Source organism: Nocardia sp. NPDC050378 (genome assembly GCF_040655675.1).
In the GTDB taxonomy this organism is placed as follows: domain Bacteria; phylum Actinomycetota; class Actinomycetes; order Mycobacteriales; family Mycobacteriaceae; genus Nocardia; species Nocardia coubleae.
The window spans coordinates 134171-146763 of sequence record NZ_JBFAKI010000009.1; the positions used below are offsets into that span (position 1 = coordinate 134171).

Here is a 12593-nt window from a genome sequence, read left to right on the forward strand (position 1 = left end):
TGAACGTGAACTGGACCTTACGGTCGCGGGGTTCGACGATGGAGTCATGACATCGCTGCACGGTCTGTTCGTCCCCCTCGTCACACCCTTCACCGCCGACGGCGCCCTCGCTCCGGGCGCCCTCCGCACGCACGCCCACACGGTCCTCGACGCGGGCGCCACCGGACTTGTCGCGCTCGGCACGACCGCCGAACCGTCGGCGTTGACGCCGGCCGAACGCGCCGAGGTGCTCGACATCTGCGCCACGGTGTGTGCCGACCGGGACGCGCCGCTGATCGTGTGCGCGGGCGGCAACGCCACTGCCGAGGCCGCTGCCGCGGTGGCCGCTGTGCCGCCGTCGGCTGCCGCGGTGCTGTCGGTGGTGCCCTACTACGTCCGACCCAGCGAGGACGGTGTGATCGCGCACTTCACCGCCCTCGCGGCCGCGAGCCCGGCGCCGATCCTCGTCTACGACGTGCCGTACCGGACCGCCCGCCCACTCGGCGCCGCAACGCTGATCCGGCTCACCACCATCGCGAACATCGCCGGTTTCAAGCACTCTGTCGGTGGCATCACCGATGCCACCGTGGAACTGATGGCGACCGTGGGGGATCGGACCACCGTGCTGGCGGGCGACGACCGTTTCGCCTCGCCGCTGCTGGCGCTCGGCGCCGACGGCGCGATCCTCGCCGCGGCCAATGTCGCGCCCGCCGGGTACGCCGAACTCGTGCGAGCCTGGGGGACAGGCGATCTCGCGCGTGGCCGCGCGGTGGGTAACCGTCTCGACGCCCTCGGCGCCGCCCTGTTCGCCGAACCGAACCCCACGGTCGTCAAGGGTGTCCTCGCCGCGCGGGGCGACATCCCCAGCGCGGCGGTGCGTCTGCCGCTGCTGCCCGCCTCGGCCGAATCGGTCGCGGCGGCGCTGTCGGCGACCGGGACTCAGCCGTAGAGTTCGACGAACTTCGCCAGCGACCGTTCGAAGTCGCCGCGCAGTGCCTTGGCGACGGTCGAGCCGATCGGGCCGAACAGCGGCGCGCCACCGAGTTCGACGGTCAGGTCGACCGCCGAACCGTTGCCCTTGGGCTGCACGGCGAGATCGATGCCGAACTTGGTGCCGCCGATGCCCGCGCCGGTCAGCTTCAGCTTGTGCGGCGGCTGAGCGGTGCGCACCGTCCAGGTGACCTTGTTGCGAAACCCCTTCACCCGCGCGACACCGACCAGCACGGTGCCCTCGGTGAGTTCTTCGGGGACGGTGCCGCGCCAGGCCTCGTGGATCGCCAGCCAGTCGCCGAGGTGCTCCAGGTCGGAGGCGTGGTCCCATGCCTTGTCCGGTGCGAGGGGGACGTCGATGGTGAGCTTCAGTTTGGCCACGGCGGGATAGTATCCGGTACTCCCGGTTCCGCGACCACCGCATCCGGACCCTCGTGTGTTTCGACAACCCCGCGCCTGCGGCGATTGGGTAAAATCAGCGGCAAATCCCGTGCCTGACAGCAGGTTCCATCTCGAATCGGTCACAGTGCTGCTACTGTGTGCGGGTCGCTGGAAGCGGGGACTGTCTATCGGGTATCCGGGATGGTTCCCTCGAGGGCGGCTGCCCGGGTGGAACGACGACGAAAGATCAGATGAACTCCGGAATCGCGGTGCTGTCGCTCATCATCGGAGCCCTGGTGGTCCTCGCGGCCATCGCTGTGGCTGTGCTCGCCATGCACAACGAGCGCAAACAACGCGCACGCGCCGACACCGCCAAGCGGGAACGTGAACTGTGCGAGGCGGCGGTACATCACCTCGCCCAGATCACCCTGCCCGCCATCACCGATGCCGTACGGCGACACGACATTCCGTCGGTGGCGGTGGAACTGCCCGCCGAATTACGCGACGCGCCCCTCGGCGAGTCGCTGCAGGCGATCGCGACCGGCCACGCCGACGACCTGCGCGTCGTCGCCGAGGAGACACGGGCGATGGTCGAGCGCTACGGCGAACAACGCCGCGTCGCCGAGATCCAGGCCGCCCGCGAAGAGACCCGCGCCGAACTGCAGGCGTCGTCCCGCGCGGCGACCAGCGCGGCGGTGCGTTCCTTCGGCACCTCGGTGGTGAGCCTCGGCACCGACCTCGGCCAGGTGGTGAGTACCGCCCTGCGCGAGCACCGCGACGACGCCGTCTACGAAACGCTCACCCGCATCGACCACACCGTGCAGCAGATGATCCGGCAGGCGCAGTCCTATGTGATCGTCTCCGGTGGCCTGCCCGGCAGGCGCTGGCCACAGCAGTCGCTCACCGACGTCGCCGGCGGCGCCACCGGGCGCGTGCGTGAGTTCCTCCGGGTCCATTCGGCCCAATCGGAACGCATCGTCATCAGCCGCGCCGTCGAGCCGCTCGTGCACACCCTGGCCACCCTGCTCGACAACGCGCTGCGGTACTCGCCGCCCTCCTCGTTCGTCGAGGTCGGGTTCCAGGAAGGCCATCACGGCGTCACGATCATCGTCGACGACGCGGGCATGCGGATGAGCCCCGAGCAGCTCGAGGACGCGCGTCTGGTGCTCAGCGGTGAACGCTCGGTCGACATCCACGACCTCGGGCCTGCGCCCAAGGTCGGTTTCCCCGGTATCGCCGCACTCGCACGCCGTTACGGCTTCTCCGTGCATGTCGACGGTCCCAATATCTACGGTGGCATGCGCGCGATGGTCTATGTGCCGTCGGCGCTGCTGGTGAGCGGAGAGGCGCCGAGAATCCCCGAACCCGAACTGGCCGCGCCCGCGCACATCCCGGTGCCCGTGCCCGACCCTGTCGAGACCGACGGCCCACGCGCGGCCGTGCACGAAATCACCAGCGGTGGGCTGCCCAAACGGCGCCGCCGCCCGGTCGCCCCGGATTCGGCGGGGGTGACCACGGAAGTGGGGCAGGCTCGCCCCGACCTCGCCGCTGCCTGGCACAGCGGTTCCCGCAGCGGTCGTGCCGCTGCGGCCGAGCGATCCACGGAAGGAACAGCCGATGAGCACACCGGTAGCCGATAGCACCAACCGTTTGGCATGGCTGCTCGAGGATCTCGAGATCCCCGGCGTCCGCTTCGCCGTGCTGCTATCCGACGACGGCCTTCGTATCGCGCACTCCCACGGCGTCGCCAAGGACGACGCCGAACGGTTCGCGGCGGCCGCTTCCGGTCTACGTTCGCTCGGCAAGGCCCTCGGCGAGTTCTGCGGGTCACCGGCGAACACGGTGCGCCAGAACATGACCGAATACGACGAGGGCATGATCATGATCACCGCCGCCGGTGTCGGCGCGCTGCTCGGTGTCGCGACCACCGCCGATGTCGACGTGGCGCTGGTGGCGCACCGGATGAACGAACTGGCCGCGCGGGTCGGCCACGAGATCGGTGCGGCGCCACGGCACGGTGTCAGGTAATGAGCCGAGGCAGGCGTGACCCCGACCTGGTCAGGTCCTATGTGCGCACCGGCGGCCGGACAAGGGCCGCGCACGAACTCGATCTGGTGACCCTCGTACGCGCCGTCGCCGACCCGCGTGCCGATCACCGACCCGACGAGCGCCGGGTACTCGCGCTCACCAGCCGCCGTGGCGCGCTGTCGATCGCCGAACTCTCGGCGTATCTCGACCTGCCCGCTTCGGTGGTGAAGATCATCGTGTCCGACCTGCTCGACAGCGGACACCTACACTGCCCCACCCCGGCCGAGGTGAAGCCGGAGCTGGCGTTGATCAAGGAGGTGCTCCATGGTCTCCGTGTCCTCGCAGGCTGAGGTCGACTACGTCGCCGAAACGGTGACCAGGTCGGTGAAGATCCTGGTAGCGGGCAATTTCGGCGTCGGCAAGACGACGTTCGTGTGCGCCGTGTCCGAGATCCGGCCGCTGCGCACCGAGGAGACGATCACCGAGGCGAGTATCGGTGTCGACGATCTGGCCGGACTCGGCAGCAAGGTGCAGACCACCGTCGCCCTCGACTTCGGCAGGCTCACCCTCAATCCGCAACTGGCGCTCTACCTCTTCGGCACGCCGGGTCAGGAGCGGTTCGCGCCGCTGTGGGAGGAACTGGCGCGCGGTGCGCTCGGCGCCCTCGTCCTGGTCGACACCCGGCGCATCGAGAAGGCCGACGACGTGCTCTCGGCGCTCGAACAACGCGGCGTCCCCTACGCGGTGGCGGTCAACGAGTTCGAGGGTTTCCGCCGCTACCCCCTCGACGAGGTGCGTGAGGCGCTCGACCTCACCCCCGACACCCCGGTGATCGCGGTCGACGCGCGACGCCGCGACCACGGTCTGCGTGCGCTGATCACGTTGGCCGAGTACCTATTTCAGAGGCAGGAAGCGGCAGTTCGGTGACCTTGCAAGACCTCGCGGCCGAAATCCGGGTACCGATGTATTCGCCCGAATTCGCGGCCGACCCGCAAGCTGCCTACCGGCAGATGCGGGAACGGTTCGGATCCCTTGTCCCCGTTGAACTCTCACCGGGAATCCGGGCCACCCTGGTGATCGGCTATCACACCGCGGTACGGATCCTCAACGATCCGGACCACTTCCCGGCCGACCCGCGCATGTGGGAACGCAACATCCCCAAGGACTGCCCGGTGCTGCCCATGCTGCAGTTCCGTCCCGCGGCCCTGCGCACCACCGGCGCCGAGCACGCCCGCTACCGGCAGGCCAACGTGGCCGGTCTGGCCGGGGTCGACCTGTACGCGATGCACAGCACGGTCGAGCAGTTCGCCATCCCGCTCATCAACAGCTTCTGTGCCAGCGGCTCGGCGGATCTGCTGAGTCAGTACGCGTTTCCCCTGGTGTTCCAGGCGCTGAACTCGATGCTCGGCTGCACGCCGGAGATCGGTCAGCAGGTGGCCACCGGGATGTCGCAGATCTTCGAGGGCGGCACCGACGCCGAGGCGGGCAACAACATGGTGGCCAACGCCCTGGCCGACCTTGTCGGGCTGCGCAAACGCGAGCCGGGCGACGACGTGGCGACCCGGCTGCTGCAGCACCCGGCGGCGCTCACCGACGAGGAGCTGGTGCACCAGCTGCTGGTGCTCTACGGCGCGGGCATCGAGCCCATGCTCAATCTGGTGGTCAATACGCTGCGCCTGATGCTCACCGACGACCGCTTCGCCGGCGATGTGCTCGGCGGCAGCATGTCCACCCGCGACGCCCTCGACGAGGTGTTGTTCACCGACCCGCCGCTGGCCAACTTCTGCATGACCTACCCCCGGCAGCCGACCCTCATCGAGGACACCTGGCTGCCCGCGCACGAACCGGTCGTCATCAGCATGGCGGCCTGCAACAACGACCCGGCGATCGCGGGCCTGGACGTGATCCACAACCGCGCCCACCTGTCGTGGAGCACCGGCCCGCACGGTTGCCCCGCGAAATCGGTCGCGTACCTCATCGTGCAGGACGCCATCGATCAGCTGCTCGACGCCCTGCCCGAGATCCGGCTCGCCGTACCCCCCGAAGAGCTGGTCTGGCGCCCCGGCCCGTTCCATCGGTCCCTGGCCGCGCTGCCGGTCGTCTTCCCGAATACACCGCCCCTGCCGATGCCCTGATCGGGTACTCTCCGGAATTCCGGGAGTCGCCCGAGATTCGCTCATACCGCCCACCACCGGTACTGCCGGGTGGTGGGCGGTCGTCTGTCCCGAGCACACTGTCGACAACGCGTAGGTGAGTCCACCGGCCACCAGCACTGCACCCCGGCACCGCCGAACACCCCGACCCTCTGGTCGCTGGGGTAGCTGGACGGATGCGAGCGATTCGGGTGTTTCTCCCACCATCGGTGTGCGGATGGGGCCAGGATTGGGAAAACCTCGCCGGCCTCGCGTTCGGCCGGCCTCGCAGCACAAGGACGTGAGATATGAGTGACAGGACTTGCGGTGTGGCCGTCGCGGCCGTCGGAACGGCCGTCGCGGCAGTGATGTTCGGTGCGCCGACGGCTTCGGCCGGGGTGTCACAACTGACGGTGAATCCCAGCCTGAGCGTGGGAAGTTCGACGAACTACGGCACCGGGTGCACGCACTACCTCGAGGCTCGGCTCAGTGTCGGCATCGTTCCTGTCGCGTTCTACGACAACGGCACACTGCTCGCGGTCGTGAACCCCACCGACGGCATCGCCACCATGCCGTGGGTGCCGTCGAGCACCGGAGCGCACACCCTGGCCGCCGTCCAGGACGGCATCGGTCGCGCCGTCGACGTGAGCGTGGGCCGTGGGTACCGCTTCGGTGAGTCCTGCGTGGTCACCGGCGGCTGACCCGCTCAGACGACGGTGGCCCGGTCCTTCCGCGGACCGGACCACCGTCGTTCGACTCACTTCGAGTCGACCAGCTTCTTGTCGGAGCCCTTCTTCTTGGAGTTCTTCTTCGGCGCCGCACCGTTGCCCGCGGACGGGTCGTCGGGCACGGTCGCGGTGACCACCAGATCATCGCCCGAGGTGTCGACGTGCACCGTGCCACCGGCCTCCAGCCCGCCGTCGAGCAGCAGTCGCGACACCCGGTTGTCGAGTTCTCGCTGCACCGTCCGGCGCAACGGACGGGCACCGAACTCGGGCTGGAAACCCTTCTCGCCCAACCAGTCCACCGCCGACTGACTGATGTCGAGCTCCACGTCCTGGGCTGCGAGCATGCGCCGCGTGCGATCGAGGATGAGCTCGACGATCTCCTCGAGCTGCGACTTGTCGAGCCGGTGGAACACGATCTGCTCGTCGATGCGGTTGAGGAACTCCGGCCGGAAGTGCGACCGCAGCTTCTCCTCGAGCTGGGGAACGATCGAATCCAGATCACCGGCGGGGGCGTCGAGAATCAGCTGGGAGCCGATGTTCGAGGTCATGATGACGATGGTGTTCTTGAAGTCCACCATGCGGCCCTTGGAATCGGTGACGTGCCCGTCGTCGAGCAGTTGCAGCAGCACATTGAACACATCGGGGTGCGCCTTCTCGACCTCATCGAACAGGATCACCGAGTACGGCTGACGGCGCACCTTGTCGGTGAGCTGGGCGGCGTCGTCGTACCCGACGTATCCGGGCGGGGCGCCCACGAGCCGTGAAACGGTGTGCTTCTCCTGGAACTCGCTCATGTCGAAGCGGATCAGCCGGTCCTCGTCGCCGAACACCGCCTCGGCCAGCGCCTTGGCCAGTTCGGTCTTGCCGACACCGGTCGGGCCGAGGAACAGGAACGACCCGATGGGCCGGTTCGGGTCCTTGAGCCCGGCCCGGGCCCGGCGCACCGCCTCGGCGACCGCGACGATCGCCTCGTTCTGCCCGATCACCCGCTTGTGCAGTACGTTCTCCAGCTCGAGCAGGCGCTGCTTCTCCTCGGCGGTCAGATCGGCCACCGGAATGCCGGTACGCCGCGAGATGACCTCGGCGATGTCGACCACCTGCACCTCCGGCTCCGACGAGGTGGCGCCGGATTCCTCCAGTTCCTCCTCGGCGGCGGCGATCTCGGCCTTGAGCGCCTTGGCCTTCTCGTAGTCCTCGTTGTCGACCGCCGCGTCCTTCTCCCGGTACAGCCGCGCGATCTCGTCTTCCTTGGCTTTGACCTCCGGATCGGCAGTGCCCGAACGCAACCGCACCCGTGCGCCCGCCTGGTCGACCAGGTCGATCGCCTTGTCGGGCATGAAGCGGTCGGTGATGTAGCGATCCGACAGTTGCGCGGCCGCCACCAGCGACTCGTCGGAGTAGCGCACCTGATGGTGTTCCTCGTACACGTCGGCGAGCCCGCGCAGGATCTCGATCGTGTCGGCCACCGAGGGTTCGGCGACCATCACCGGCTGGAAGCGGCGCTCGAGCGCGGCGTCCTTCTCGATGTAGCGGCGGTACTCGTCGATCGTCGTCGCGCCGACGACATGCAGGTCACCGCGCGCGAGGGCGGGTTTGAGCAGGTTGCCCGCGTCCATCGAACCCTCGCCGCCACCACCGGCGCCGACGATGGTGTGCAGCTCATCGATGAATACCACGAGTTCATCCTTGTGGGCGCGGACCTCGTCGAGGATCTTGGTGAGCCGTTCCTCGAACTCACCGCGATACTTGCTGCCCGCCACCAGGGAACCGACGTCCAGGGCGATCACCCGCCGGTCCGCGAGTGAGGTCGGCACGTCACCGTTGACGATGCGCTGGGCCAGACCCTCCACGATCGCGGTCTTGCCGACACCGGGATCACCGATCAGGACCGGGTTGTTCTTGCGTCGCCGGGACAGGATCTCGATGGATTCCTCGATCTCCTCCGCCCGCCCGACCACCGGGTCGATCAGGCCCTCGCGGGCCTCGGCGGTGAGGTCGCGACCGTACTCGTCCAGCGTCGGGGTGTCGGTCTTGCGCTGCTGGCGTTTGGCCTGGGCGGCTGCGGTGCCCGGTGTCGGGCCGCCACCGCTCTGGCTGGCGGCCAGGCCCGCGACCAGGGTCTGGGCCGCGACGCTGTCGGGCAGCGAGGCGATGCCGAGCAGGATGTGTTCGGGCCCGATGTAGGTGCTGCCTGACTGCGCGGCCTGACGCTGGGCGGAGCGCATGGCCAGCTTGGTCGCCGGGCTGAGCGTGATGTCGGCCAGGTCGTAGCCGCCGGTCGCACCGGTGTCGAGGTAGTCCTGCATCTGCTCGGCGACCTGGTCGGCGTCGAGGCTCAGCTCGTCGATCATGTCGCGCGCGGGTTCGGTCTCGGCGGCGGCGTAGAGCAGGTGCTCGGGCGTGATCTCCGGGTTGCCCCACTGCTGGGCAGCTTGCCGCGCCGCACCGACCAGCAACTTCGCGTCGTCGGTCATCAGACGACTCAGGTCGATGCGTTGCACCGGCGGTTTCGCCGACATCCCGGAACCGAAAAAGCGCTGGAAGATGTCGTCGAAGGGATCGCTCGAACCGGGCCAGCTCGCTGTCATGTCCGCACCTCTTCGTTCGTCGTGCCGCAGCCAGCGGCGACTCCTGTAGATCGGGACCGTGCTTCCAGCAATACTTCGGCATCCTCCGGTGCTGTGCAAGCCATTGGGCGGTTTCACATCCGCGTCGTCGAGCCGATGGCGGACCGACCAAAATGCGGTGGAAACCGTCCGATACCACCGGATTTGTCTGATTCTTGGTTCCGGGACGGCGCTCGACGGTAGCGTGACGACCCGCACGGCGGGATCGACCGTCGTGCCCGGTTGTTGGGAAGAGCACGGAGTTTGGTCACCGACGTCATCGATGTCAGCGCGGATTTCACCATCGCCAGGCAAGCCCTCTGGGATGTCCTGCTCGATCCGCAGAGTTATCCACGCATGTTCACCGGCATCGGCGCCTGCGAGCGGATCGATCACCCCGACGGAGCGGTGGTGTGGCAGGTCCGGGTCGGCTCGGTGGACACGGGTATCCACACCCATGAGTTCGTCCTCGGCGTCGGCCGCTGGTACGAGAGCTTCGAACTGCGCAGCCCCGCGCTCGGCAGCTTCGCCTCGGTGCGGCTGCGTGGCGACCAGCAGCGCACCCGGCTCGACATCACGCTGTTCGCCGCCGCCCGGGTGCATCCGATGCTCGAGCAGCGCAGCAACTCGGTGGTCACCGACTGGGTGAAGGCGGGTCTGCGCCGTACCGCCGACGTGATCGCGGGGACCAGGTCGTCGGTGGTCGTCAACGCCGAACGCTCGCCGCTGCGCCGCAACGCCGGGGTGGCGCGTTCCATCGCGGCCACCGGTCTGATGCGCCCGGAACCGGTGTCGATCCTCAAACAGCTTCGCTCCCTGTCGAAGTGGGGCTTCAACCTGGCGGGCGGTTACGCCGCCGGTGCCGCGCACTCCCCGGACCGGGTCGCGGTGCTCGATCGGTTCGGCACCCGGACCTACCGCGAGATCGACACGCGATCCGACGCCCTGGCCGGAGCCATGTACGAACTCGGCATGCGCGCCGGTGACGCGATCGGGTTGCTGGCCCGCAATCACGCGGGCATGGTCGAGACCATGGTCGCCGCGGGCAAACTCGGTGTCGACGTCGCGCTGCTCAACGCGGGACTTTCCGGGCGGCGCATCGAGGAGATCGTGCAGCGCCATCGCCTCAGCGCGGTGTTCGTCGACGGGGAACTCGAGACGCTGATCCGCTACCTGCACAGCGAGATACCGCGTTTCACCACCGACGCCGACCCGCCCGATCCGCGACGCGCCACCATCGAAGGCCTGATCGCCGCGGGGGTCGAGGACTTTCCCGTGCCCGCCCATCCCGGCAGGCTGATCGTGCTCACCTCGGGAACCAGCGGCTCACCCAAGGGCGCCCGCCGCCCGCACGCCAAGGGCTTCGGCACCATCGCCGCGCTGCTGTCGCGGATCCCGTTGCGCGTGGAGGAAGTGGTGCTGGTGCCCGCACCGCTGTTCCACACCTGGGGGCTGGCCGGGCTGCAGCTCAGCACCGCGCTGCGCGCCACCGTCGTGCTCAGCGACGGCTTCGACGCGGTCGAGTGCCTTCGCTCGATCAGCGAACACCGCATCACCACCCTGATCGTGGTGCCGACCATGGTCGAACGCCTCCTCGACGTCCCCGACGACGTCCGCGCGAGCTTCGACCTGTCGAGTCTGCGGCACGTGGTCAGCTGCGGCGCGCCACTGGCCGGTGCCACGGTGCTGCGGTTCCTCGACACCTACGGCGACGTGCTCTACAACGTGTACGGCTCCACCGAGGTGTCCTGGGCCAGTGTGGCCACCCCGGCCGACCTGCGGGTCTCGCCGACCACGGCGGGCCGCCCGCCGTTGGGTACCCGCGTGGGGGTGCTCGGCCCCGATCTGCGCCCGGTGCCGGTCGGCGCGGTCGGGCACATCTTCGTCGCCAACCACATGCTCTTCGACGGGTACGTCAACGCCGCGCCGCCGGAGGAGGCCGACGGCATGCTCGACACCGGCGACCTGGGCTATCTCGACGCTTCGGGCAGACTGTTCGTGGCGGGTCGCGACGACGAGATGATCATCTCCGGCGGCGAGAACGTCTTCCCGCGACCGGTGGAGGAGGCGCTGGCACACCTGCCGCAGATCACCGAGGTGGCGGTGGTCGGTGTGCCCGATCGTGAGTTCGGGCAGCGCCTGGCCGCGTTCGTGGTGAAACGCGAAGGCGCGGGCCTGGATCCGGACATGATCCGCACCTATATCCGCCACCGCCTGAGCCGGTTCTCGGTGCCGCGCGATGTCACCTTCATCAACGCGCTGCCCCGTGGGGAGACCGGCAAGATCCTCAAGTGGATGCTGGTGCAGTGACATCGGCGGCCGGCGCCGAGACCGGTCAATGCTGGTTCAGGAGTGAATGTTTCCGGGAGTAGGCGAAATACACGACCAGGCCGACCAGCAGCCAGCCGGCGAAGCGCACCCAGGTCTCCCACGGCAGCGACCAGATCAGGTACGCCGAGAAGCCGATTCCGATCAGCGGGATCACCGGCATCAACGGCAGCCGGAACGAGCGCGGCGCGTCGGGCCTGGTGCGCCGCAACACGATCACGGCCACACACACCACGATGAACGCCATCAGGATGCCGATATTGGTGAGTTCGGCGACGGTGTTGATCGGCAGCACACCGGCCAGGATCGCCGCGCCGATGCCGACGATCCAGGTGACCCTGGTCGGCACCTTGCGCGTGGGGTGGGTCTTGGCGAACCAGAGGGGCAGCAGGCCGTCGCGGCTCATCGCGAACCACACGCGGGTGACACCGAGCATGAAGGTGAGCACGACGGTGATGATGCCGACGATCGCGCCGACGGCGATGATATTGGCGACGCCCGGCATCCCGACCGATTCGAAGGCGGTGGAGAATCCGCTGGTGGGGCTGATCTCGGTGTATTTCTGCATGCCGGTGAGTACCAGCGTGCACAGCACGTAGAGCACCATCGCGATGGCGAGGGAGTAGATGATCGCCTTGGGCAGGTGCTTGCGCCCGTCGAGGGATTCCTCGGCGGCGGTGCTCATGGCGTCGTAACCGAATACCGCGAAGAACACCGTCGCCGCGCCCGTCCACACCGCGCCCGCGCCGTAGGGGAAGTACGGGTCGTAGTTGGCGCTGTCGATGTGGAACACGCCAAGTACCACGATGAGCACGACCAGCGCGACCTTGATGCCGACCGCGACGGTCTCGAACCGGCCGACGCTGCCGATCCCGCGCGAGAGCACCCAGGCAGTGCCGAGGCAGAACAGCACCGCGAACAGGTCGATCACCCGGCCGTCGCCGGTATCGGGTGCGCCGAGCATCCACTCGGGCAGCGTCAGGCCGACCTGATCGAGCAGGAACCCGAAGTACCCCGACACCCCGATGGCGACGACGGCGGCGACCGCGATGTACTCGAGCAGCAGGTCCCAGCCGATGAACCAGCCGGCGAGCTCACCGAGCGAGACATACCCGTAGGTGTAGGCCGAGCCCGCTTTCGGCACCATGCCCGCGAATTCGGCATAGCACAGCGCGGCGGCCGCGCTGGCGACACCGGCGATCAGGAACGAGATCAGTACCGCGGGCCCGGTCACCGAGTGGGCGACCGATCCGGCCAGGGTGAAGATGCCCGCGCCGATGATGCCGCCGACGCCGATGGCGGTGAGCTGCCACAGGCCAAGTGATTTGGCGAGGCGTTCGTCGCCGGGAATCTCGTCTTCGACCTCGACGAGTGGCTTACGGCGCAGCATCTGGGCGCGCAACTCTGCGAAAGACATCGCT

11 protein-coding genes are annotated in these 12593 nt (G+C 68.4%); 8 read left to right on the forward strand and 3 right to left on the reverse strand.

Translation table 11 applies throughout. From position 1 onward, the window contains the following. Positions 1–46: 46 nt before the first annotated feature. On the forward strand, positions 47–928 hold the full coding sequence (locus AB0I35_RS20945; protein ID WP_357397798.1) for a dihydrodipicolinate synthase family protein: 882 nt from the start codon (positions 47–49) through the stop codon (positions 926–928). Here AB0I35_RS20945 and AB0I35_RS20950 read toward each other — a convergent pair. Then, positions 919–1350, reverse strand: coding sequence for an SRPBCC family protein (locus AB0I35_RS20950; protein WP_357397800.1), 432 nt, complete (start codon positions 1348–1350; stop codon positions 919–921). The genes AB0I35_RS20945 and AB0I35_RS20950 overlap by 10 nt on opposite strands. A 251-nt stretch (positions 1351–1601) precedes the next feature. Between AB0I35_RS20950 and AB0I35_RS20955 the strand changes: the two genes are divergently transcribed. From AB0I35_RS20955 to AB0I35_RS20980, 6 genes are all read left to right on the forward strand, one after another. After that, a complete protein-coding gene (locus AB0I35_RS20955; RefSeq protein WP_067488808.1) occupies positions 1602–2990 on the forward strand; it encodes a sensor histidine kinase in 1389 nt (462 codons plus the stop codon). Next, entirely contained in the window at positions 2968–3378 is a 411-nt protein-coding gene (locus AB0I35_RS20960) for a roadblock/LC7 domain-containing protein (protein WP_067488807.1), read from the forward strand. The genes AB0I35_RS20955 and AB0I35_RS20960 overlap by 23 nt, the downstream gene beginning before the upstream one ends. Next, positions 3378–3728, forward strand: a complete 351-nt coding sequence (locus AB0I35_RS20965; protein WP_067488806.1) for a DUF742 domain-containing protein — start codon at positions 3378–3380, stop codon at positions 3726–3728. Before AB0I35_RS20960 ends, AB0I35_RS20965 begins: the two co-directional genes overlap by 1 nt. Next, positions 3703–4305 carry an ATP/GTP-binding protein gene (locus tag AB0I35_RS20970; protein ID WP_357143437.1) on the forward strand — a complete coding sequence of 201 codons (603 nt, stop codon included), beginning with the start codon at positions 3703–3705 and terminating at the stop codon, positions 4303–4305. Before AB0I35_RS20965 ends, AB0I35_RS20970 begins: the two co-directional genes overlap by 26 nt. 35 nt (positions 4306–4340) lie before the next feature. Continuing rightward, entirely contained in the window at positions 4341–5513 is a 1173-nt protein-coding gene (locus AB0I35_RS20975) for a cytochrome P450 (RefSeq protein ID WP_357397929.1), read from the forward strand. Positions 5514–5818: 305 nt separating this feature from the next. Further along, positions 5819–6211, forward strand: a complete 393-nt coding sequence (locus AB0I35_RS20980) for a hypothetical protein (RefSeq protein WP_067488805.1) — start codon at positions 5819–5821, stop codon at positions 6209–6211. A 56-nt stretch (positions 6212–6267) separates the two neighbouring features. Here the strand turns inward: AB0I35_RS20980 and AB0I35_RS20985 are convergent, their stop codons facing one another. Further along, the gene (locus AB0I35_RS20985; RefSeq protein ID WP_357397801.1) at positions 6268–8826 is read right to left on the reverse strand and encodes an ATP-dependent Clp protease ATP-binding subunit; all 2559 of its coding nucleotides are present in this window, start codon (positions 8824–8826) and stop codon (positions 6268–6270) included. A gap of 282 nt (positions 8827–9108) precedes the next feature. Here AB0I35_RS20985 and AB0I35_RS20990 point away from each other — a divergent pair, with 282 nt between their 5' ends. Beyond that, a complete protein-coding gene (locus AB0I35_RS20990) occupies positions 9109–11154 on the forward strand; it encodes an AMP-binding protein (protein ID WP_357397803.1) in 2046 nt (681 codons plus the stop codon). 25 nt (positions 11155–11179) lie between these two features. Here AB0I35_RS20990 and AB0I35_RS20995 read toward each other — a convergent pair whose 3' ends face one another. Continuing rightward, positions 11180–12589, reverse strand: a complete 1410-nt coding sequence (locus tag AB0I35_RS20995) for an amino acid permease (RefSeq protein ID WP_357397804.1) — start codon at positions 12587–12589, stop codon at positions 11180–11182. Between the last annotated feature and the right edge of the window lie 4 nt (positions 12590–12593).